Raw genomic sequence first — 23,001 nt, 5'->3', positions numbered from 1 at the left:
GTCAGATCCATCCCTTGTCCTGCGCGATGCGCACGGCCTGGGTGCGGTTGGCGGCGCCGGTCTTGCCGATCGCCGAGGAGAGATGGTTGCGCACGGTGCCGGCCGAGAGGAAGACCTCGGATGCTATCGCGCCGGCCGACCGGCCGTCGGCAGCCAGCCGCAGCACCTGCTGCTCGCGGTCGGTGAGCGGATTCGCGCCGTCGAACAGGCTCTCCTCGGCGAGCGCCGGATCCAGCACGCGCAGCCCCGCGTGCACGCGGCGCACGGCGTCGGCGAGCTGTTCGGCAGGAGTGTCCTTGACGATGAAGCCGCTCGCTCCGGCATCCAGCGCCGCGCGCAGATACCCGGGTCTGGCGAACGTCGTGACGATGAGCACGCGCGTGCCGGGGTTGGCCGCCCGCACCCGCCGGGTCGCATCGATGCCGTCGAGATCGGGCATCTGGATGTCCATCAGGCAGACATCCGGCCGCAGTTCGGCGACCGATCGCACCGCCTGCTCGCCGTCGGCGGCGACGCCGGCGATCTCGAGATCGCCCTCGAGTTCGAGCAGGGCGGCGAGCGCGCCGCGCACCAGCGCCTGGTCGTCGGCGATCACCAGGCGGATGCGTTGCCCTGAACGCCCGGGTTGCGGCATCCGATTCACCATCTGATCTCCACTCGAGTCCCCGCCTCCGTCCCCGCGCCGAATTCGAGTGTGGCGCCGGCGGCGGCGGCGCGCTCGCGCATGCCGCGCACCCCGTTGCCCTCGCCCGTGCCGGCAGGGCCGCGTCCGTCGTCGACCACGACGAGCCGGCCCGCGGCGATGGTCACGGCGACCACCGTCGCGTGCGCGTGACGCAGCACGTTGGTGATCGCCTCGCGCAGCACCCAGCTGGCCGTCAGCGACTGCACGGGAGAGAGCGCGGCAGGTTCGCCGTCGACGTGCATCGAGATGCCGGCCGATCGCAGCGCGTCGCGCCCCGATGCCAGCTGCTCGATCAGCGTCGTCGCCCGCGCCCCCGCGACCGTGGCCCGCACCCCGGCGATCGCCTCGGCCGTCAGCGCGGTGATGTCGGCGAGCTCTGCCCTGGCTCGTCCGGGATCGGTGTCGATGAGCCGCTGCGCCAGCTGCGCCTTCAGCTGCACGACGGTCAGCGAGTGACCGATCAGGTCGTGCACATCGCGGGCGACGGCCTCGCGTCCCTCGCTGGTGGCCAGCTCGCGCCCCAGCTGCTCGGCCTCGGATGAGCGGATGATCAGCCACGTCGACACGGTGTTCACCACGCCCATCAGCACCACGATCACCAGGATCGTCGCGAAGGCGAACCAGCCGGGGATGAGCAGCACGCACGCCGCGGTGATCACGACCCCGCCGATCGTGGTGATCCAGTGCGCCGCCCGGGTCAGGCCGTACGAGGCGAATGACATGATGAACGGCAGGAAACTGAGTGCATTCGCCCGCTCGGCCGGGATCGACACGAGCGCACAGGCGATCAGACCGCCGAAGATCCACCACTGCCCTGCCGACACCGGCCGCCCGAGTCCGTCTCCCCGGCGCAGCCCCCGGATGAAGCCGCCGACGTAGAGCACCACGAAGGCGGCCAGTGCCGTCCAGCCGATGGCGATCCAGATCGGGGCTGCGGTCGATTCGATCAGCGCGATCGCCGGGTAGATCAGGAAGAACAGCCAGATGACCGCCATCAGCCAGCCGTACCGGTCCCAATGACTCTTCGGCTCGGGGCGCGCGGCGGTGCGGTACTGGCTGGTCACCGTCTCACCCTACTGACGGCGGCGCGAGCGCTTCACACCGGCGACGACGAGCGCGGTGAACAGCAGCACCCACACGACGATGTTCAGCAGCACCATCCACAGCGGGTCGGTCTGACCTGTGGTGAGCACGCCGTCTGTCAGCGGCCAGCGTGAGAGCGCCACGAATCCGTAGAGCGGCGTGAACCGCGCAATGTCGAGCATCACACCGTCCAGCGGCATGAACACATTGCCGAAGAACGCGAAGAACGTCATCGAGATCGAGGCCAGCGCAGCCGATGAGTCGGCGTTGAAGAACAGTCCGACCCCGAGGCCGTACAGCCCGTAGATGAGCCCGATGCCGAGGATGATCCCGGCCGTCGCGAACCAGCGCCACAGGTCGGTGGCCTGCGCCCCGGTGACGGCACCGGCGATGAAGACCGCCAGGAGGGCGAGGACGGCGAAGGTGAAGGCGGTGAGCAGCTTGGTGAGCGCGTACCCCGCTGTGCTCAGCGGGGTCATCGCCAGCTGCCGACCCCAGCCCTGCTTCGACTCGGCCGCGGCGAGCGAGGTCAGCGAGCTCATCGCCACGGCCGTGCCGTAGGCGGCCATCGACACCATCACGTAGAAGGCGACGTTGCCGTGCCCGGCCGACATGCTGCCGTAGCCGGCGCTCGCGCCGAACAGCAGGTACATCACCACGGGCATCGCGAGGGTGAAGGCGAGCGTGTAGGGATTGCGCAGCTGGCGGACGCCCTCGATCCGCAGCATGGTGGTCGTCGTCATCATCTCAGTCCTCCGTCAGGGTGGTGAAGGCGGTCTCAAGGGTGGGTGCGGTGATCTCGAGATCGCGGGCGCGCTCGGCCAGCAGCACGGCTGCAACGGCATCCGAGTCGGTGCTGCGCAGGGTGAGGCGGGCGGCGTCGAGGCGCACGTCGGAGACGGCCGGATGCTGTCGCAGAGCCGCCACGATGTGATCGGCGCCCGCGTCGGGCAGCGTCGCCGCGACCCTGCGCGCGCCGAGCCCGGCGCGCAGTTCCGCGGTCGGGGCGTCGGCGACGACCCGCCCGTGGTTCATGACGACCGTCCTGCGGGCGAACTGCTCGGCCTCTTCGAGGTAGTGGGTCGCGAACACGATGGTGCGGCCGGCATCGGCATCCGCGCGCATGACGTCCCAGAAGCGGCGGCGGGCGGTGACGTCCATACCGGCCGTGGGCTCGTCGAGCACGAGGATGTCGGGGTCGGCGGTGAGCGCGAGCGCGAACTTCACGCGCTGCTGCTCACCGCCCGAGCACTTCGCCACGCGACGGCGGGCGAGGCGGGTGAGGTCGGTGCGCTCGAGGATCTCGGGCACCCGTGCGAGGGCGGCCCGGCCGTGCAGCGACGCGACGAGCCGCACGGTCTCGCCGACGGTGAGATCCGAGAGCAGGCCGCCGGTCTGCAGCACGGCGGCGATGGAGCCGCTCTTGGCCGCGTGCATCGGCGTGCCGCCGAGCACCTGCACGGTCCCGTCGCTGGGGTCGGTGAGGCCCAGCAGCATGTCGAGCGTCGTCGTCTTGCCGGCCCCGTTCGGTCCGAGCAGCGCGACGACCTCGCCGCGGCAGATGCTGAGATCGACTCCGTCGACGGCCCGCACGCGGCGGTCGCCGACACCGAACCGGCGGCTGACACCGCGCAGTTCGATGACGACGCCGCGCTCGGTGGGTGCGGGCGCTACCCGCGTCTGCAATTCGGCTGTGGTCTGCATACCCCCAGCCTGGCCGCGTGATGCCGCCTGCGCCGGGGGCCGATGTCACCCGTTCGGCATGACATCTGTCATGCCCGGGCTCGGCGGGGCCCGGCACGGGTCGGCGCGGGCCGGCGGGTCGGCCCGGCAGGGGCCGGCTCCCTACCCGTCAGGATGCCGGCAGCAGCGCCCCGTCGAGGAAGGCACCCAGCTCGTCGACCGCATCCAGCGGCAGGATCGCGGCGACGTACTGGTCGGGTCGCACCACGATCACCACGCCGTCGCGGGACAGCTCGCGCTCGTCGAAGATGTCGGTGGCGCACCACGCCGACGGCGCCGCCGCGTAAACCTTCTCCCAGTCGGTCAGCCCGAACGGGCCGGTTCTGGGCTGGAACAGCTCGGGTGCGTGCGTGACCTCGAACTCGTCGAAGCGCTGCTGGTAGATCGCCTTCGCGTCGATCACGGCGTCCGAGTCGCCGTCCGCGGGCGTGAAGCGGGCGAACAGCGGTGCCGCCTCCTCCGCCCAGGACGCGAGCTTCGACGCATCCGGGTCGGCGAACGCGTATACGCGCCAGCGTCCGTCGGCGTGGGCGTGGTGGCCCAGGTGCACGACGTTGCCGTCCGAGACGCGGGTGACCTCGGCCGACTTGAACCGCTTGCCCAGCGGGAAACCCGCGGCCAGCGCCTGGTGCGCGTCGGTGCCGGTGATCATCGACTCGGCGTACTGCGTCATGAAGCCGGAGGGGAACTCGGCCGTGGCCAGATAGTAGGTCGCCAGGTCCTGCGGGTCGGAGATCTCCTCGGGCTTGCGCGCCATCAGCGAGGACCACTCGCGGTCGAAGTCGATCAGCTGCTGCGCGACCGGGCGGCGCTCGGCGGCGTAGGTCGACAGCAGCTCGTCAGGGGCGCGGCCCGAGAGCACGTGGCCGAGCTTCCAGCCCAGGTTGAAGCCGTCCTGCATCGAGACGTTCATGCCCTGCCCGGCCTTGGCGCTGTGCGTGTGGCAGGCGTCTCCGGTGAGGAACACGCGCGGGTGGCGGTCGGCGTCGAGCGCATCGTCGAAGCCGTCGGTGACCCGGTGGCCGACCTCGTAGACGCTGTGCCAGGCGACCTCCTTCACGTCGAGCGTGTAGGGGTGCAGGATCTCGTTGGCCTTGCGGATGATGTCTTCGATGGGCGTGTGCTTGACCTGCCGGTTGTCATCGGCCGCCACCTCGCCGAGGTCGACGTAGACGCGGCTGAGGTAGCCGCCCTCGCGCGGGATGTGCAGGATGTTCCCCGCCTCGGCGTTGATCGCGCACTTGATGCGCCAGTCGGGGAAGTCGGTGTTCACGAGCACGTCCATGACGCCCCAGGCGTGCGCGGCCATGGCGCCGACGTGCTTGCGGCCGATCGCCTCGCGCACCCCGCTGCGGGCGCCGTCGCAGCCGACCACGTACTTCGCGCGGATCGTGCGCTCCTCCCCCGCGCGGGGGCCGGCGGTGTGCCGTACCCGCACCTCGACGGGGTGCTCGCCGTCCTCGTGCACGGTGAGGCCGGCGAACTCGATGCCGTAGTCCGGCTCGATCCGTCCCGGTCCGTAGGCGGCGGCCTCGGCGAAGTAGTCCAGCACGCGCGCCTGATTGACGATGAGGTGCGGGAACTCGCTGATCTTGAGCCCGTAGTCCTCGGTGCGCGAGGTGCGGATGATGTTGTCGGGGTTCTCGGGGTCGGGGCCCCAGAAGTTCATCCAGCCGATGTTGTACGCCTCGGCGATGATGCGCTCGGCGAAGCCGAACGCCTGGAACGTCTCGACGCTGCGGGGCTGGATGCCGTCGGCCTGGCCGAGCACGAGCCGTCCGTCGCGGCGCTCGATGATGCGGGTGGTGACATCGGGGAACTGCGACATCTGCGCGGCGAGGAGCATGCCGGCCGGTCCCGAGCCGACGATGAGCACGTCGGTCTCGTCGGGAAGCTCGGCGGGCCGGTCGACGCCGACGCCTTCGGCGGGGAGCACGCGGGGCTCGCCGGATACGTAGCCGTGGTGGTGGAACTGCATCGTCGGGTCCTTCCCTGGACAGCATCGTCAGGTGTTGCTCGCGAGGTGTTGCTCACAAGGAACGGCGTGTTCTATATTCGAACGCGACGTTCTACTATTGAACAGATCGTATACGAAGAGCGGATGCGGTGACAAGACCGCCCGCGCACGGACGCGCGCGGATCGCGCACAGAAGGAGCTGCATGGTCGCCGCCCCCGCCTCGCAGACGCTGAGCCGCGGCATCCGGATCCTCGAGATCCTGGCCGACGGGCCGCTCTCGATCGACGAGGTCGCCACCCGGCTCGAGGTGCACCGCTCGATCGCCTACCGGCTGCTGCGCACGCTCGAGGATCACCGCCTCGTCGCACGCGACGCGGCGGGGCTCGCGTCGCTCGGGCCGCGCATGGCGGCCCTCGCCGCCGGCGTCGCCCACGATCTGCAGGCCGAGGCGCTCCCCGAGCTCACGGCCGTCGCCAACGAGTTCGGGCTCACAGCGCTGCTGGCCGTGCTCGACGGCGACGAGTGCATCACCCTCTCGAGCGTCGAGCCGCGGCATGCGGTCGCGAACGTCGCCCAGCGCCCCGGCGCTCGGCATCCGGTCACCGTCGGCGCACCGGGCAAGGCGATCCTCGCCCAGCTGCCGGATGCCGAGTGGCCCGAGGTCTCCGAGGCGCTGCGCGCCGAGATCGCCGTCGTGCGCGAGCGCGGCTTCGCGACCAGCCACGACGAGGTGATCCCCACCGTGCGCTCGGTCGCCGTCCCCCTGGTGCTGCGGGGCAAGCGCCCTGCGACGCTGGCCGTCGTGCATGCGGCATCCCGGTTCGAGGATGCCGAGATCGCCGCCCGCCTGCAGCGCTCGGCGCGCGCGATCCGCGAGTCGCTGGAGGGCTGAGCGGCCTCGGGAATGCAGGAGGAATGCAGATATGAAGGATGATCCGGCGGGGATCATCCTTCAGACCTGCAGATGTCCTTCAGAGCTGCAGCGGGGTCAGGCCTTCGACAGCCCGTAGATCGGGCTCTTGGCCTGCTCGGCCTCGTGCTCGGGCCCGAGCGGGATACCGGTGCGGTCGCGCAGCAGCAGCGTGCCGATCAGGCCGATGACGGTCATGCCGGCGAGGTACCAGGTGATGCCAGTGGTGGCCCCGGTCGCCTGGAAGATCGCCTGCGCGATCATCGGCGAGAAGGCGCCACCGAGGATCGCGCCGATCGCGTACGAGATCGAGACGCCCGAGAACCGGATGGATGCCGGGAACAGCTCGGAGTACAGCGCGGACTGCGGGCCGTAGGTGAGGCCGAGGCCGATCGTGAGGATGATCAGGGCCGCGGCGAGCGAGCCCACCGTGCCGATGTTGGTCAGCGGGAACAGCAGGAACACGCCGATCAGCTGCAGCACCCAGCCGAGGATGTAGGTGTTGCGACGCCCGAGCTTGTCGGAGAGCCAGCCGCCGAACCAGGTGGAGATCAGCCAGGTCACACCCGAGAGCGCGACCACCCAGAACACCGCCGAGGTGTCGAGCTCGATCGGGCCGGGCGTGGCGGTGGCGTACCGCTGCATGTAGCCGCCGGTGGTCATGTAGCCCACAGCGTTGTTGCCGGCGAACACGAGGGCGGCGACGATCACGAGCGGCAGGTGGTGGCGCAGCAGCTGCACGATCGGCATCCGCGACTCCTCCTTGCGCTCGGCGATCTCGGTGAACACCGGGCTCTCCGAGACGCGTCGGCGCACCCAGTAGCCGACGCCGATCAGCACGATCGAGAGCAGGAAGGGAACGCGCCAGCCCCATGCCAGGAACGCCTCACCGGGAGCGATCTGCGCCATCAGCGCCAGCATCATCGATGCCAGCAGCAGGCCGATCGGCACGCCGATCTGCGGCGAGGCGCCGAACAGTCCGCGCTTGGGCTTGGGCGCGTGCTCGACGGCCATGAGCACCGCGCCGCCCCACTCGCCACCCGCCGAGATGCCCTGCACCACGCGCAGGAAGATCAGCAGGATCGGCGCCCACACGCCGATGACGGCGTGCGTGGGCAGCAGACCCACGAGCGTGGTCGCGACACCCATGAGCAGCAGCGTGATGACGAGCATCGGCCGGCGGCCGATCTTGTCTCCGTAGTGTCCGGCGAGAAACGCGCCCAGCGGGCGGAACAGGAAGCTGACGCCGACGGTGAAGAACGACACGATCTGCGCGAACTCCGCACCCATGGGCTCGAAGAAGAGGGCTGCGAACACGGTCGCGGCCGCGAAGGCGTAGATGAAGAAGTCGTACCACTCGACGGTGGTGCCGACGACGGTGGCGAAGACCACGCGGCGGCGATCGTGCGGACTGGCGATGGTGCCGGTCGGGGTGAATCCGGGCGAGCCGGTGTGATCACTCATGATGCTCCTTAGGTGACGTCGTTGTCGGATGGCCCCTGATGCTTGCCACCTGCGCGGTCATCATATACGATTTCAAATACGACGCACAAGGCATCGTCCGACGGTGTCCGATCAGCGCGAGGAGGCGCCCCGTGACAGAGATCACCAGACCCGGCAAGATCATCGCCATCCACCTGAGCTATGAGTCGCGGTCCGCGCAGCGCGGCCGCAGGCCCGCCGCCCCCTCGTACTTCTTCAAGCCCGCCAGCTCCGTCGCCGCCTCCGGCGGCACCGTCGAGCGACCGGCGGGCACCGAGCTGCTCGCCTTCGAGGGCGAGATCGCGCTGATCATCGGCGCACCGGCACGCCGCGTCTCGCTGGCCGACGCATGGTCGCACGTGGCATCCGTCACCGCCTCGAACGATCTGGGCCTGTACGACCTGCGAGCCAACGACAAGGGCTCCAACGTGCGCTCGAAGGGAGGCGACGGCTACACGCCGCTCGGCCCGGAGCTCATCGACGCCTCGCGCGTCGACCCCGGCGCCCTTCGCGTGCGCGCCTGGGTGAACGGCGAGCTGCGCCAGGACGACACCACCGCCGGCCTGATCTTCTCGCTCCCCCAGCTCGTCGCTGACCTCTCCCAGCACTTCACGCTCGAGACCGGCGACGTGATCCTCACCGGCACGCCGGCGGGGTCGAGCGTCATCGTCCCGGGTGACGTCGTCGAGATCGAGGTCGACGCCCCGGATGCCGAGGGCGCGCCGACCTCAGGACGACTGCGCACCACCGTGACGCAGGGTGCGATCCCCTTCGACGCCTCCCTCGGATCGCTGCCGGCCGTCGACGACCTGCAGCGCGAGGAGGCCTGGGGCTCGGCCGCGCTCATCCCCCCGGTCCCTGAGGGAGCGCAGCGAGACGAAGGAGCGGATGCCGCCGGGGCGCCGGATGCCGCCGCGCTGCCGGATGCCGCCGCAGCGGGAGGCATCTCCCCCGAGCTGCGCGCAAAGCTCGAGGCCGCGCCGACTGCCGGGCTGTCCAGCCAGCTGCGCAAGCGCGGGCTGCGGTCGTGCTTCATCGACGGTGTCGCCGCGAACATCGCCGGAGCGAAGATCGTCGGCACCGCGCGCACGCTGCGGTTCGTGCCGCTGCGCGAAGACCTCTTCACCTCGCACGGAGGCGGCTACAACGCCCAGAAGCGCCTGTTCGACGCGGTCGGTGAGGGCGAGATCATCGTGATCGAGGCCCGCGGCGACGCGGGCACCGGCACGCTCGGCGACATCCTCGCCCTGCGCGCGAAGACCCGCGGCGCCGCCGGCGTCGTGACCGACGGCGGCGTGCGCGACTTCGACACGGTCACCGAGATCGGCCTGCCGGTCTTCTCGCGCGGCGCGCATCCGTCGGTGCTCGGGCGCAGGCACGTGCCGTGGGAGTACGACGTGACGGTCGCCTGCGGCGGCGCCACGGTGCAGCCCGGCGACATCATCGTCGGCGACGGAGACGGGGTCATCGTGATCCCCGCGTCCCTCGCCGAGGAGGTCGCCGACGAGGCGCTCGCCCAGGAAGAGGAGGACGCCTGGATCGCCGAGCAGGTCGCCGACGGGCATCCGGTCGACGGGCTGTTCCCGATGAACGCCGAGTGGCGCGCCCGATTCGACGCGCGCGGAACGGCACAGGGTGAGGCGGCACAGGGCGAGGCGGCGCAGTCATGAGCAGCACGGTCGCCCAGGACGGCAAGCAGGGCAGCAAGTCCGAGCAGGCGTACGCCTGGATCCGCGGGCGCATCTCGTCGCACGCCTTCGTGCCCGGCTACCGCCTGGTGCTGGGTGCGATCGCCGATGAGCTCGGCATGAGCGTGGTGCCGGTGCGCGAGGCCATCCGCCGCCTCGAGGCCGAGGGCCTGGTGACCTTCGAGCGCAACGTCGGCGCGCATGTCGCGCTGATCGACGAAAGCGAGTACGCGCACACCATGCAGACCCTCGGGCTCGTCGAGGGCGCGGCGACCGCACTGTCCGCGCCGCTGCTCGACGAGGCGGCGCTCGCCCGCGCCGAGGAGATCAACGACCGGATGCTGCGCCTGCTCGACCACTTCCACGCGCACACCTTCACCAACCTCAACCGCGACTTCCACTCAGTGCTCTACGAGCCGTGCCCCAACCCGCACATCCTCGACCTGGTGCACCGCGGATGGGGCCGGCTCTCCGGCATCCGCGACTCCACGTTCGCGTTCGTCCCCGGCCGTGCCAGGCACTCCGTCGACGAGCACACCCACATCCTCGAGCTGATCCGCGGCGGCGCCGACCCGCTGCAGATCGAGCTCGCCGCCCGTGACCACCGCTGGCGCACCCTGGACGCGTTCCTGGACGCCAGACACCCACACCCCAGCGAAGAAGGACGATGATGACCGACGCGTACACCCCGGCCGATCTGCCGGAGAAGATTCAGCACTACATCGACGGCGAGTTCGTCGACTCGATCGACGGCGACACCTTCGAGGTGCTCAACCCCGTCACCAACGAGACCTACGTGCACGCCGCAGCCGGCAAGAAGGCCGACATCGACCGTGCCGTCGCCGCCGCACGCCGCGCGTTCACCGAGGGCCCGTGGCCGCGGATGCTGCCGCGCGACCGCTCGCGCGTGCTGCACCGCATCGCCGACATCGTCGAGTCGCGCGACGCGCGCCTGGCCGAGCTCGAGAGCTTCGACTCGGGCCTTCCGATCACCCAGGCCCTCGGCCAGGCGCGTCGCGCCGCCGAGAACTTCCGCTTCTTCGCCGACCTGATCGTCGCGCAGGCCGATGACGCCTTCAAGGTGCCGGGCAAGCAGATGAACTACGTCAACCGCAAGCCGATCGGTGTCGCCGGCCTGATCACGCCGTGGAACACGCCGTTCATGCTCGAGTCGTGGAAGCTCGGGCCGGCGCTGGCCGCGGGCAACACCGTCGTGCTCAAGCCGGCGGAGTTCACGCCGCTGTCGGCATCGCTCTGGGCCGGGATCTTCGAGGAGGCGGGCCTGCCCCAGGGCGTCTTCAACCTCGTCAACGGGCTCGGCGAGGAAGCAGGCGACGCGCTGGTCAAGCATCCGGAGGTGCCGCTGATCTCGTTCACCGGCGAGAGCCGCACCGGGCAGATCATCTTCGGCAATTCGGCGCCGTACCTGAAGGGCCTGTCGATGGAGCTGGGCGGCAAGAGCCCCGCCGTCGTGTTCGCCGACGCCGACCTCGACACCGCGATCGACGCGTGCATCTTCGGCGTCTACTCCCTCAACGGCGAGCGCTGCACCGCCGGTTCGCGGGTGCTCGTGCAGCGCGAGATCTACGACGAGTTCGTCGAGCGCTTCGCCGCACTCACCAAGCGCGTCAAGGTGGGCCTGCCGCACGACCCGACCACCGAGGTCGGCGCGCTGGTGCACCCGGAGCACTACGAGAAGGTGATGAGCTACGTTGAGCTCGGCAAGTCCGAGGGCCGGCTGATCGCCGGAGGCGGACGCCCCGAGGGCTTCCCGACCGGCAATTACGTCGCCCCGACCGCCTTCGCCGACGTGTCGCCCGACGCCCGCATCTTCCAGGAGGAGATCTTCGGACCGGTCGTCGCGATCACCCCGTTCGACACCGACGAAGAGGCGCTCGCCCTCGCGAACAACACGAAGTACGGCCTGGCCGCCTACATCTGGACCAACGACCTCAAGCGGGCGCACAACTTCGCCGGCTCCGTGGAGGCCGGCATGGTGTGGCTGAACTCGAACAACGTGCGCGACCTGCGCACCCCGTTCGGCGGCGTGAAGGCCTCCGGCCTCGGCCACGAGGGCGGCTACCGCTCGCTCGACTTCTACACCGACCAGCAGAGCGTGCACATCACGCTCGGCGCCCCGCACAACCCCGCGTTCGGCAAGCAGGATCTCGACGACCCCGACCCCCGCTGACCGACCCCCACTCCGGAAGACCACCATCAAGCAAGGACGCTGACATGACCAACCGTGAAGAGATGACCCTCACCTCCTCGGGCTTCTACGTGAGCCAGGAGGCGCCGATCCGCAGCGCGAACCCGGTGACGACACCGCAGGCCTCGCCGCCCGACATCCTGCGCTGCGCCTACATGGAGCTCGTCGTGACCGACCTCGCGGCATCCCGCGAGTTCTACGTCGACGTGCTCGGCCTGTACGTCACCGAGGAGGACGACGAGGCCATCTACCTGCGCTCCACCGAGGAGTTCATCCACCACAACCTCGTGCTGCGCAAGGGCGCGCTCGCGGCGGTTGCCGCGTTCTCGTACCGGGTGCGCAGCGAGGCCGACCTCGACCGCGCCGTCGAGTTCTACACCGAGATCGGCTGCGATGTGCGCCGCAACCCCGACGGCTTCGTCAAGGGCATCGGCGACTCGGTGCGGGTGGTCGACCCGCTCGGCTTCCCGTACGAGTTCTTCTACGCCACCACGCACGTCGAGCGCCTGTCGTGGCGCTACGACCTGCACAAGCCCGGCGAGCTGGTGCGCCTGGACCACTTCAACCAGGTCACCCCCGACGTGCCCCGTGCGGTGCGCCACTACCAGGACCTCGGATTCCGCGTCACCGAAGACATCCAGGACGAAGAGGGCACGGTCTACGCGGCATGGATGCGGCGCAAGCCCACCGTGCACGACACGGCGGCCACCGGCGGTGACGGCCCGCGCATGCACCACGTCGCCTTCGCCACGCACGAGAAGCACAACATCCTCGCGATCTGCGACAAGCTCGGCGCCCTGCGCCGCTCGGACGCCATCGAGCGCGGCCCCGGCCGGCACGGCGTCAGCAACGCGTTCTACCTGTACCTGCGCGACCCCGACGGGCACCGCGTGGAGATCTACACGCAGGACTACTACACCGGCGACCCCGACAACCCGGTCGTCACCTGGGATGTGCACGACAACCAGCGCCGTGACTGGTGGGGCAACCCGGTGGTCCCGAGCTGGTACACCGACGCCTCGCTGGTGCTCGACCTCGACGGCAACCCGCAGCCGGTCATCGCGCGCACCGACACGAGCGAGATGGCGGTGACCATCGGCGCCGACGGCTTCTCGTACACCCGCGCCGACGAGGGCGAGAAGTCGATGCCCGAGTGGAAGCAGGGCGAGTACAAGCTCGGCCACCAGCTGTGAGCGCACCCCACCACGCGTCTATATGGCGCGAAGTGCCGGTATCGGGGCGGCATAGCGACACTTTGTGCCATATAGACGCGATTGAGAGCAGGAGAAGCGGATGCTGACACGCGAAACCATCACGGCCCTCGCGGCCGAGCTCGCCGAGGCCGAGCGCACCCGCGGGGTGATGCCGAGGATCACGGCGCGGCACCCCGACGCGACCGTCGACGACGCGTACGCGATCCAGGGCGTCTGGCGCGACTCGCAGCTCGCTGCCGGCCGCCGGCTCGTGGGGCGCAAGATCGGCCTGACGTCGAAGGCCATGCAGCAGGCGACCGGGATCACCGAGCCGGACTACGGCGTGATCTTCGACGATACCGTGTACGCGAACGGCTCGGAGATCCCCTTCGATCACTTCTCGAACGTGCGCGTCGAGGTCGAACTCGCATTCCGGATGAAGACGCCGCTCGAAGGCCCGGACTGCACGGTCGAGCAGGCTCTGGCCGCGATCGACTACGCGGTCCCCGCCCTGGAGGTGCTGAACTCGCACATCGAGCTGGAGGGTCGCACGATCGTCGACACCATCAGCGACAATGCCGCCTATGGCGCGATCGTGCTGGGTGACGTGCACCTGCGGCCCGACGAGATCGACCTGCGCTGGGTGCCAGGCGTGCTATCGCGCAACGGCGAGATCCAGGAGACCGGGGTCGCGGCGGGCGTGCTCGGCAACCCGGTGCTGGGAGTGGCCTGGCTGGCGAACAAGTTCCATCAGCACGGTCAGCGACTGGAGGCAGGTGAGATCATCCTGGCAGGATCGTTCACGAGGCCGATGTGGGTCTCGCGCGGCGACGCCGTGCTGTGCGATTACCGCGAGATGGGAACCATCGAATGCCGCTTCGTCTAGATCAGCCCTTCCGCGATCGCCTCGCCGAGGCCGAGCGGGCGCAGATCGGCATGTGGGTGTGCTCAGGAAGCCCGCTGATCGCCGAGATCGCCGCGGGGTCGGGGGTGGACTGGCTGCTGATCGACATGGAGCACTCCGCGAACTCCCTGGAGTCGGTGCTGCATCAGCTGCAGGCGGTCGCCGCCTACCCGGTCGCACCGCTCGTGCGGGTGCCGTGGAACGATCCCGTGACCATCAAGCAGGTGCTCGACCTCGGCGCGCAGAACATCATCGTCCCGATGGTGTCCTCCGCCGCCGAGGCCGAGGCCGCGGTGGCCGCGACCCGGTACCCGCCGCACGGCATCCGCGGGGTCGGCAGCGCGCTCTCACGCAGCGCCCGCTGGAACCGCGTCGACGGCTACCTGCAGGATGCCGCCTCGCACATCTCGCTCACCGTGCAGATCGAGACGGCGGCGGGCGTCGAGAACGCGGCGGAGATCGCCGCGGTCGACGGGGTGGATGCCGTGTTCGTCGGCCCGTCCGACCTGTCGGCATCCCTCGGGCATCTCGGTGCGCAGGCGCACCCCGAGGTCGTGGATGCGGTGACCCGCACGTTCGCCGCGGTCAAGGAAGTCGGCAAGGCGGTCGGGGTGAACGCCTTCGATCCCGCCGGCGCCGACGGCTACATCGCGGCGGGAGCGGACTTCGTCGCGGTAGGGGCGGATGTCGCGATGCTGGCGCGTGCATCCGAAGGGCTCGCCGCGCGGTTCATCAGCGCCTCCGGCGACGGCGGGCGCGCGAGCTACTGAGCGGCGTGCGGCCCGCCGCCGGGCGCATCGGGTTCGAAACCGTCCCCCCGAGAAAGCGCTTTCTCAGGTACGCTGGCTGCGAGCGCTGATCTCCCGCATCCCCTTCCGTCCGGTCGGCGCGTCGTGACCGAGAGGCTTTCGATATGACCCGCCGCCATGCCCTGATCGGCTCCGGCTCCCGCGCGCAGATGTACCTCGGAGCGATCGCCGGAGCGCACTCCGACGTCGCCGAGCTCGTCGCGTGGAGCGACACGAACCCGGGTCGCCTGGACTGGTCGCAGGCGCAGCATCCCGGCATCGGCACCCCAGCGCGCTTCGGCGTCGACGACCTGGCCGAGGCGATCGCCGCGCACGGCATCCAGCGCGTCATCATCACCTCCCCCGACGCCACGCACGCCGATCACGTCGTGACGGCCCTGGATGCCGGCGCCGACGTGATCGTCGAGAAGCCGCTCACCACCAGCGAAGACGGCGTGCGCCGCATCGCGGAGGCGGCCAGTCGCACCGGCCGCGACGTCACCATCACGTTCAACTACCGGTACTCGCCGCGCAACAGCGCCCTGAAGCGCGTGATCGCGTCCGGCGAGATCGGCGAGGTGACCAGCGTGCACTTCGAGTGGGTGCTCGACACCGCGCATGGCGCCGACTACTTCCGCCGCTGGCACCGCGACAAGCACATGTCCGGCGGGCTGCTGATCCACAAGGCGAGCCACCACTTCGATCTCGTGAACTGGTGGATCGATGACGTGCCGGTGCGCGTGTTCGCCTCGGGCGGTCTGCGCTTCTACGGTGCCGAGAACGCCGCGGCCAGGGGCCTCGGCCCGCGACCCGAGCGCGGCACCACCGACTCGCCGCTGCGCGACCGGTTCAGCCTCGACCTGCGCACCGACCCCACCTGGAAGGGCCTGTATCTCGACCAGGAGCAGCACGACGGATACCGGCGCGACCGCGACGTGTTCGATCCGGGCATCACCATCGAGGACAACCTCTCGCTCGTGGTCGATTACGCGCGCGGCGCGACGATGTCGTACTCGCTGAACGCCCACTCCCCCTGGGAGGGGTACACCGTCGCGGTGAACGGCACGAAGGGCCGGGCAGAGCTGACCGTCGTCGAGCGCGGTTCGGTGCTCGTCGACGAGCAGGGGCGCACGGTCATCGACCCCAGCGCACGCCCCGACCTCGTCGTCGACGACGTCGTGCGCCCGGTCGCCGAGCGGCTGCTCGTGCAGCGGCATTTCGAGACCGCTGTCGAGGTTCCCATCCCGGTGGCCGAGGGCGGGCACGGCGGAGGCGACGCCATGCTGCTGCGCGACGTGTTCGTCGGCGCCGAGCAGGACGAGCTGGGCCGCACCGCCGACTGGACCGACGGGGTGCGCAGCATGGCCGTCGGCCTGGCGGGAAACCGCTCGCTGGCCGAGGGCACTGCGATCCGGATCGCAGACCTCGACCTCGGCGATGCCGCTGCCGCTCTCGCCGGCCCCCGCCGATGAGCCGGATCGTGCCGATGAGCCGGATCATCGTCACGGGCGGCTCGGGTCGCCTGGGTCGCAGCGTCGTGCAGGCGCTGGCGGATGCCGGGCACGAGGTCGTCTCTATCGACCGCGTCGCGTCGGGGTTGCCCGTTCGCGAGCTCGCAGTGGATCTGATGGACCCCGCCGGGACCGCCGCCGCGTTCAGCGAGGTGCGACCGGATGCCGTCGTGCACCTCGCCGCCGTCGCCGTTCCCGGCGCTCTGCCCGACCCCGAGATGTTCGAGGTGAACACCCGGCTGGCATGGAACGTGGTCGAGGCGTGCCTGGCGTCATCGGCATCCGCTCTGCTGGTCGCCTCGAGTCCGACCGTGATCGGCTACGGCGCCCCCGGCTGGACGCCGTCGTACCTGCCGCTGGACGAGGACTACCCGCGCGAGCCGTGGAACGGGTACGCCGTGTCGAAGGTCGCCGTCGAGGAGATCATCCGGATGGCCGCGCGCCGGCACGGTGACCGGATGCGGTTCGGCCTATTCCGCCCCTGCTACGTGATCGCTCCTGAGGAGTGGGAGGGCGCCGTCACCCAGCAGGGCCACACCGTCGCCGAGCGCATCGCTGACCCCGCCCTGTCGGCCGTCGCGCTGTTCAACTACCTCGACGCCCGGGATGCCGCGGACTTCGTCCGCACCTGGATCGAGCGCTGCGACCAGGCGCCCAACGGCGAGGTGTTCTTCGTCACCGCACCCGACGCGCTGGTCGATCTGCCCACCGCCGAGGCGGTGGCGGCGCTCGTCCCGGGGGCTGCTGCGGCCGCGGCATCCCTCACCGGGTCGGATGCCGTCTTCTCAGGTCGGCGGGCCGCCGAACTGCTGGGATGGCGGGCGCGACGCACCTGGCGCACCGAACTCGCCGCCCCCGTCGAAGCCGCAGCCGCCGAGGCCGCCCCCATCGACGCGGGTCGCCTCCGGTGACCGCACCCATCACCGCGATCCGCACCCGGGCGCACCGTTTCGCGCTGCGCCGGCCGTGGGGTCCGGACGTGCCCGACATCCGGGTGATCTCAGTCGAGGTGCACACCGCCGACGGCGAGGTCGGTCGCGGCTTCACATGGACGCCCTCGATCGGCGCCACCGCGGTGCGCGCCCTCATCGACGACGACCTCACGGCGTTCCTCGTCGGACGCCCGTCGACACCGGATGAGTGGGATGCCGCCTGGGCGCACCTACACGAGGCGGGCGGCGGCGGGATCACGACCATCGCCCTCGCCGGCATCGACCTCGCCCTGTGGGACCTGCAGGCGCGCAGAGCGGGCACGAGCGTGACGTCCCTGCGCGGCAGGTTGCACGAGCGTCTGCCGGTCTACGGCAGCGGCGTGAACCTGCACTATCCCCTGGATGAGCTGGTCGCACAGGCCGAGCGCTGGGTCGCTGCGGGGCTTCAGGCGGTGAAGATCAAGGTGGGCAAGCCATCGCTCGCAGAGGACCTCGACCGGGTCGCGGCGGTGCGCGAGACGATCGGCCCCGACCGCAGGCTGCTCGTCGATGCCAATCAGCGCTGGGATGGGGATGCCGCAGCCCGCGCCATCCCCGCGCTGGCTGCTCACGACATCGGCTGGATCGAGGAGCCGCTGCGCGCCGACGATCTCGCGGTGCACCGAGAGCTGCACCGGCGGATCGACGTGCCCGTCGCCCTAGGCGAGAACCTGCACACCGTGCACCGGTTCCGTGACTTCCTCGACGCGGATGCCGTGGACATCGTCCAGCCGAACATCATCCGCGTCGGCGGCATCACACCGTTCCTGCGCATCGCGGACCTGGCCCGCGAGCGCGGCGTCGTCCTCGCCGCACATCTGCTGCCCGAACTCTCGGCGCAGATCGCGTTCACGCTGCCCGAGCAGACCTGGATCGAAGACGTCGAGGATGCCGGATTCGCACAGCTCGGCGCGCTCGAGCATCCGATCCTCACGGCCTCGGACGGCTGGGTCTCGGGCGGCCCCGAACTCGGCCTGGGATTCGACTTCGTCGGCGGTGGCGGTGGCGGTGGCGGTGCGCCGTCGCGCTGACCACGACGCTCGTGCCGAGCGTCTGGCGGATGGGGCGCGTCGAGGCGGCGACCGTCCGGTCCTGAGCGCCGGCGCGGAGGCGGACTCGATGATGGCGACCTCACGGCGCACACCTGGGAAGCGCATAGCATCCGGGGCCAGACTGGGCGCATGACCTTCGAGACGCTGCGTGCCCTGGCCGACCGGGCCGCCCTGTTCACCGCACTCCGCCAGGACCAGCTGCTCTCCGCGACGAACGCTCTCGGCGAGCACCGCTGGGATGCCGATCTCGACGCCGGCACACTCACGTTCACCTCGGTCGAGGACCCCTCGCGCGTCCTCGCCGCCACGCCGCACCTGCTGGCATCGATCGCGCCGGGCCCGCGGTCGCTGATGTGGTCGTGGGCACTGCCCGAGGGAGATCGCACCGGGATCACCGAGCAGCTGCTCGCATACGGCGCCGAGCACGGCATCCCGGAACTGACCCAGGGCGAGGTGCCGTTTCCGCACGACACAAGCGACGACCTGGGCGCCTGGATCTCGCAGCTCGCGCACGACGTCGCCGCGGCGGCGATGGAGATCACCGGGTTCTCGCCGTGCCTGGCGGCACCCGTCGGCGACACCACCGCAGTGCTGCTGCTCGACGCTCCGCTCGAGCCGCTCACGGTGGCGGCGGCCGTCGACGCACTCCCCCGCCTGCTGCCGGACGTGCGGATGCGCGATCAGCGTGCGTCGGTCTGGGACCTCGGCCGGCTGGCAGGGTGGCGGCTCACGTGGACCGACGAGGCGTTCTCGGCGGCGACGGTGACGGATGCCACGGGCTCGGCCACGTTCCGCTTCGACCAGTACGCCCGCATCGCCGCCATCACCCCCGTCTCCTGATTTCTCTCCCCCTGACGCCGAGACCCCACAGCACTGCCGAGACCCCCGCGCATCGACGCCAGCAGGCAGGGGTCTCGACGATCACGAGGGGTCTCGGCGACAGAGAGTGTCAGGCGACGGAGCGCTCGGCGGCCTCGACCACGTTCGTCATCAGCAGGGCGACGGTCATCGGGCCGACACCGCCGGGGTTCGGCGAGATCCAGCCGGCGACCTCGGCGACGTCCGGATGCACATCACCGAACACCTTCGACTTGCCCGTCTCCGGGTCGTCCTCGCGGGTGACGCCCACATCGAGCACGGCGGCGCCGGGCTTGACGTCTTCGGCGCGGATGAGGTGCTTCACCCCCGCGCCGGCGACGATCACGTCGGCCTGACGCAGGTACGGAGCCATGTCGGGCGTGCCGGTGTGCACCTGCGTGACGGTCGCGTTGATGTCGCGGCGGGTCAGCAGCAGCCCCATCGGCCGGCCGATCGTCACCCCGCGCCCCACGACCACGACGTGCTTGCCCTTGAGGTCGTAGTCGTTACGCAGCAGCAGCTCGATCACACCACGCGGCGTGCACGGCAGGGGGGTGTGGATCGGGGCGTTGACGTTGAGCACGAGCCGCCCGAGGTTCGTCGGGTGCAGGCCGTCGGCATCCTTCGCCGGGTCGATGCGCTCGAGGATCGCATCCGTGTCGAGGTGCTTGGGCAGCGGCAGCTGCACGATGTAGCCGTGGCAGGACGGATCGGCGTTGAGCTCGTCGATCACCGCCTCGACCTCGGCCTGCGTGGCGTCGGCCGGCAGCTCGCGCTGGATCGAGTTCATCCCGATCGCCTCGGACTGCCGGTGCTTCATGCCGACGTACAGCTGCGAGGCGGGGTCGGCGCCGACCAGCACCGTGGCGATGCCGGGCACGATGCCCCGCTCGCGCAGCGCCGCGACCCGCTCGGCCAGTTCGCTCTTGATCGCCACCGATGCGGCCTTGCCGTCCAGGATCTTCGCGGTCATCGCGAGCCTCCTCCTCTGGTTGCGTCTATTTGTCACGAAGTGCCGGAATCGGTGTCCGATAACGGCACTTCGTGACAAATAGACGGGTGAGCGGGATTACTGCTGCAGGCCGGGGTACAGGGGGAACGCCGTGGCGAGGGCGTCCACGCGCGTGCGCAGCGCCTCGACATCTGCGCCGGGCAGCAGCGCGAGGGCGATGATGTCGGCGACCTCGGTGAACTCGGCGTCGCCGAAGCCGCGCGTGGCCAGCGCCGGGGTGCCGATGCGCAGACCCGAGGTCACCATCGGCGGGCGCGGGTCGTTGGGGACCGCGTTGCGGTTCACGGTGATGTGGATCTCGTGCAGCAGATCCTCGGCCTGCTTGCCGTCGATCTCGGCGTCACGCAGGTCGACGAGCACGAGGTGCACGTCGGTGCCGCCCGAGCGCACGGCGATGCCGGCGTCCTTGACGTCCTGCTGCGAGAGGCGCTCGGCGATGATCCGCGCGCCCGACAGCACGCGCTGCTGCCGCTCGGCGAACTCGGGGGTCGCGGCGAGCTTGAACGCGGTCGCCTTCGCGGCGATCACGTGCATGAGCGGTCCGCCCTGCTGCCCCGGGAACACGGCCGAGTTGATCTTCTTGGCGATGTCGGCGTCGTTGGTGAGGATGAAGCCCGAGCGCGGGCCGCCGATGGTCTTGTGCACGGTCGACGAGACGACGTGGGCGTGCGGCACCGGGTTCGGGTGCAGCCCCGCCGCGACCAGACCGGCGAAGTGGGCCATGTCGACCCACAACAGGGCGCCGACCTCATCGGCGATGGCGCGGAAGGCCGCGAAGTCGAGCGTGCGCGGGTAGGCCGACCAGCCGGCGATGATCACCTTCGGCTTGTGCTCGAGGGCGAGCGCGCGCACCTCGTCCATGTCGATCGTCGAGGTCTCGGGGTTCACGCCGTAGGCGACGATGTTGTAGAGCCGGCCCGAGAAGTTGATCTTCATGCCGTGCGTGAGGTGGCCGCCCTGGTCGAGCGACAGGCCGAGCAGGGTGTCGCCGGGGCGGGCGATGGCGTGCAGCACGGCCGCGTTGGCCGAGGCGCCCGAGTGGGGCTGCACGTTGGCGAACTCCGAGCCGAACAGCGACTTGGCGCGCGCGATGGCGAGTTCCTCGGCGACGTCGACCTCTTCGCAGCCGCCGTAGTAGCGACGTCCGGGGTAGCCCTCGGCGTACTTGTTGGTCAGCACCGAGCCCTGCGACTGCAGCACCGACACGGGCACAAAGTTCTCGGATGCGATCATCTCGAGGTAGGTGCGCTGGCGGTTCAGCTCGCGCTCGAGCACCTCGGCGATCTCGGGGTCGACCTCAGAGAGAGGGGCATCGAAGTAGCGGTCGGTCATGGCGGTCTCCTGTTCGCAGGGAAAGGGGGTGTGTTCCTCATCGGCCCAGGCGCGCGGTCGATTCCTATGAGGCCGCTCCCCGGTGGTGACCCACCCAGACGCCAGTCGCGACGGGGAAAAGCCTACCGGATCAGCTCCGCCCGCGCGGTAGGTTTTGTTCATGACCCTGCCTGTCGCACTGCGGCCGATGCAGTGACGGCGGCGCGCGGGCGACATCCGATTCCGTCCCCACCCCGAGATCCCCTGGAGCCTGCGATGAACCCGACCACCGACCACCGCGGATCGCGAGTGATCCACTCCGTGCGCATCGTCGACGGCGACGGCACGATCGCCGAGAACGCGTGGGTGCGGTTCGAGGATGGGCTGGTCGCCGCGCGCGGCACCGGCACGGGATGGACCGACGCCGACGACGTCATCGACGCGGCGACCCTCGCCGGAGCGGATGCCGTGCTCACGCCCGGGTTCGTCGACATCCACGGGCACGGCGGCGCGGGCGCCGCCTATGACGACGGCGCCGACGCCATCCGCACCGGCCGCGACCTGCACCGCGCGCACGGCACCACCCGCGCCGTGATCTCGCTGGTCACCGCGACGATCGACCAGCTCGCCGCGCAGGCGGCGACGATCGCCGATCTCGCAGACACCGACCACGAGATCCTCGGCAGCCACCTCGAGGGGCCGTTCCTCGACCCCAGGCACCACGGCGCCCACGACCCGTCGCTGCTGCGCCACCCCGAGCCGGCGGACGTCGCCCGGCTGCTCGAGGCGGGCCGCGGCACGATCCGCCAGGTCACGATCGCCCCCGAACTGCCCGGCGGACTGGATGCCGTTCGGCAGATCGTGGCCTCGGGAGCGGCGGTGGCGGTCGGCCACACGGATGCCGACACCGACATCGCCCGCGCCGCGTTCGAGGCGGGGGCATCGATCCTCACCCACGCGTTCAACGCGATGAACGGCATCCATCACCGCGAACCGGGGCCGGTGCTCGCCGCCGCGACCGATCACCGCGCCGTGCTCGAGGGCATCGCCGACAACATCCACCTCGACCCGCGCGTCATCAAGCTGCTCTTCGACGTCGCCCCGGGGCGCGTAGCGCTGATCACGGATGCCATGGCCGCAGCCGGCAGCGCCGACGGCCACTACGATCTGGGCGCGGTGAAGGTGACCGTCAAGGACGGCATCGCCCGCACCGACGACACCGGCTCGATCGCCGGTTCCACACTCACGCAGGACGTCGCCCTGCGCCGCGCCCTCGAGGCCGGCGTGCCGCTGGCCGAGGCCGTGCGCGCCCTGACGTCGACGCCCGCCGGCGCCATCGGGTTCGGCGGGGTGCTCGGTCAGCTGCGTCCCGGCTTCGTCGCGGATGCGGTGCTGCTGGGCGCCGATCACACCGTGCACGGCGTGTGGGTCGGGGCCGCGCCCACGCGCTGACCGCGCCCAGTCTCTGACCGCCGCCGGTCGCTGACCGCCGACACGCGCTGACCGCCGCAGAATTCACGGATTCGCAGCGGACACGCGGAAGGCCGTCGCGCCCCCCCCGGTGCGACGGCCTCCGCTCCTCTGAGCGGTGCCGGGCCGAGGTCTCCTCCCCACGGGGAACCCGGCCCGGCCGGTTCGTTGCG

General features: G+C 70.5%; 20 protein-coding genes. 12 read left to right on the top strand and 8 right to left on the bottom strand.

Going from position 1 to position 23,001, the window contains the following annotated elements:
• Position 1: 1 nt before the first annotated feature.
• The 5 genes from H7694_RS04035 to H7694_RS04015 form a co-directional block, all read right to left on the bottom strand.
• Positions 2-634: a response regulator transcription factor gene (locus H7694_RS04035; RefSeq protein ID WP_193598267.1), complete on the bottom strand. Its 633-nt coding sequence runs from the start codon at positions 632-634 to the stop codon at positions 2-4.
• Between the two features lie 5 nt (positions 635-639).
• Positions 640-1,749 (bottom strand): sensor histidine kinase, encoded by a 1,110-nt coding sequence (locus H7694_RS04030; RefSeq protein WP_227468277.1) that lies wholly within the window; start codon positions 1,747-1,749, stop codon positions 640-642.
• Positions 1,750-1,758: 9 nt separating this feature from the next.
• Positions 1,759-2,514: an ABC transporter permease gene (locus H7694_RS04025; protein WP_193598266.1), complete on the bottom strand. Its 756-nt coding sequence runs from the start codon at positions 2,512-2,514 to the stop codon at positions 1,759-1,761.
• 1 nt (position 2,515) lies between these two features.
• Positions 2,516-3,472 carry an ABC transporter ATP-binding protein gene (locus H7694_RS04020; RefSeq protein WP_193598265.1) on the bottom strand — a complete coding sequence of 319 codons (957 nt, stop codon included), beginning with the start codon at positions 3,470-3,472 and terminating at the stop codon, positions 2,516-2,518.
• 148 nt (positions 3,473-3,620) lie between these two features.
• Entirely contained in the window at positions 3,621-5,489 is a 1,869-nt protein-coding gene (locus tag H7694_RS04015; RefSeq protein ID WP_193598264.1) for an FAD-dependent monooxygenase, read from the bottom strand.
• A gap of 182 nt (positions 5,490-5,671) precedes the next feature.
• Here H7694_RS04015 and H7694_RS04010 point away from each other — a divergent pair, with 182 nt between their 5' ends.
• A complete protein-coding gene (locus H7694_RS04010) occupies positions 5,672-6,361 on the top strand; it encodes an IclR family transcriptional regulator (protein ID WP_193598263.1) in 690 nt (229 codons plus the stop codon).
• Positions 6,362-6,457: 96 nt separating this feature from the next.
• Here the strand turns inward: H7694_RS04010 and H7694_RS04005 are convergent, their stop codons facing one another.
• On the bottom strand, positions 6,458-7,843 hold the full coding sequence (locus tag H7694_RS04005; protein ID WP_193598262.1) for an MFS transporter: 1,386 nt from the start codon (positions 7,841-7,843) through the stop codon (positions 6,458-6,460).
• A gap of 131 nt (positions 7,844-7,974) precedes the next feature.
• On the opposite strand from H7694_RS04005, the gene H7694_RS04000 reads away from it, so the two are divergent.
• The 10 genes from H7694_RS04000 (at position 7,975) to H7694_RS03955 (ending at position 19,017) form a co-directional block, all read left to right on the top strand.
• Positions 7,975-9,531, top strand: coding sequence for a fumarylacetoacetate hydrolase family protein (locus H7694_RS04000; RefSeq protein ID WP_227468276.1), 1,557 nt, complete (start codon positions 7,975-7,977; stop codon positions 9,529-9,531).
• Complete coding sequence (locus tag H7694_RS03995; RefSeq protein WP_193598260.1) at positions 9,528-10,220, top strand: GntR family transcriptional regulator; 693 nt, start codon at positions 9,528-9,530, stop codon at positions 10,218-10,220. The genes H7694_RS04000 and H7694_RS03995 overlap by 4 nt, the downstream gene beginning before the upstream one ends.
• Positions 10,220-11,740 carry a 5-carboxymethyl-2-hydroxymuconate semialdehyde dehydrogenase gene (hpaE, locus tag H7694_RS03990; protein ID WP_193599063.1) on the top strand — a complete coding sequence of 507 codons (1,521 nt, stop codon included), beginning with the start codon at positions 10,220-10,222 and terminating at the stop codon, positions 11,738-11,740. The genes H7694_RS03995 and hpaE overlap by 1 nt, the downstream gene beginning before the upstream one ends.
• A gap of 44 nt (positions 11,741-11,784) precedes the next feature.
• A complete protein-coding gene (gene hpaD, locus H7694_RS03985) occupies positions 11,785-12,951 on the top strand; it encodes a 3,4-dihydroxyphenylacetate 2,3-dioxygenase (protein WP_193598259.1) in 1,167 nt (388 codons plus the stop codon).
• A gap of 100 nt (positions 12,952-13,051) precedes the next feature.
• Positions 13,052-13,837: a fumarylacetoacetate hydrolase family protein gene (locus tag H7694_RS03980; RefSeq protein ID WP_193598257.1), complete on the top strand. Its 786-nt coding sequence runs from the start codon at positions 13,052-13,054 to the stop codon at positions 13,835-13,837.
• Complete coding sequence (locus tag H7694_RS03975; RefSeq protein WP_193598255.1) at positions 13,822-14,625, top strand: HpcH/HpaI aldolase family protein; 804 nt, start codon at positions 13,822-13,824, stop codon at positions 14,623-14,625. Before H7694_RS03980 ends, H7694_RS03975 begins: the two co-directional genes overlap by 16 nt.
• A gap of 143 nt (positions 14,626-14,768) precedes the next feature.
• Positions 14,769-16,115: a Gfo/Idh/MocA family protein gene (locus H7694_RS03970; protein ID WP_193598253.1), complete on the top strand. Its 1,347-nt coding sequence runs from the start codon at positions 14,769-14,771 to the stop codon at positions 16,113-16,115.
• A 14-nt stretch (positions 16,116-16,129) separates the two neighbouring features.
• A complete protein-coding gene (locus tag H7694_RS03965) occupies positions 16,130-17,065 on the top strand; it encodes an NAD-dependent epimerase/dehydratase family protein (protein ID WP_193598251.1) in 936 nt (311 codons plus the stop codon).
• Positions 17,062-18,156, top strand: a complete 1,095-nt coding sequence (locus H7694_RS03960) for a mandelate racemase/muconate lactonizing enzyme family protein (RefSeq protein ID WP_227468275.1) — start codon at positions 17,062-17,064, stop codon at positions 18,154-18,156. The genes H7694_RS03965 and H7694_RS03960 overlap by 4 nt, the downstream gene beginning before the upstream one ends.
• 150 nt (positions 18,157-18,306) lie before the next feature.
• Positions 18,307-19,017: a DUF6882 domain-containing protein gene (locus H7694_RS03955; RefSeq protein WP_193598247.1), complete on the top strand. Its 711-nt coding sequence runs from the start codon at positions 18,307-18,309 to the stop codon at positions 19,015-19,017.
• Between the two features lie 109 nt (positions 19,018-19,126).
• Here the strand turns inward: H7694_RS03955 and H7694_RS03950 are convergent, their stop codons facing one another.
• Together H7694_RS03950 and glyA are read right to left on the bottom strand one after the other, a co-directional pair.
• Positions 19,127-20,008: a bifunctional methylenetetrahydrofolate dehydrogenase/methenyltetrahydrofolate cyclohydrolase gene (locus H7694_RS03950; protein ID WP_193598245.1), complete on the bottom strand. Its 882-nt coding sequence runs from the start codon at positions 20,006-20,008 to the stop codon at positions 19,127-19,129.
• 96 nt (positions 20,009-20,104) lie between these two features.
• Positions 20,105-21,379 carry a serine hydroxymethyltransferase gene (glyA, locus tag H7694_RS03945; RefSeq protein WP_193598244.1) on the bottom strand — a complete coding sequence of 425 codons (1,275 nt, stop codon included), beginning with the start codon at positions 21,377-21,379 and terminating at the stop codon, positions 20,105-20,107.
• A gap of 255 nt (positions 21,380-21,634) precedes the next feature.
• Between glyA and H7694_RS03940 the strand changes: the two genes are divergently transcribed.
• A complete protein-coding gene (locus tag H7694_RS03940) occupies positions 21,635-22,810 on the top strand; it encodes an N-acetylglucosamine-6-phosphate deacetylase (RefSeq protein ID WP_193598242.1) in 1,176 nt (391 codons plus the stop codon).
• Positions 22,811-23,001 lie beyond the last annotated feature (191 nt).

Source organism: Microbacterium sp. YJN-G, assembly GCF_015040615.1.
GTDB lineage: Bacteria > Actinomycetota > Actinomycetes > Actinomycetales > Microbacteriaceae > Microbacterium.
Note: the sequence above shows the minus strand (reverse complement) of the source record. Positions and strands in the feature narration are given on the sequence as shown.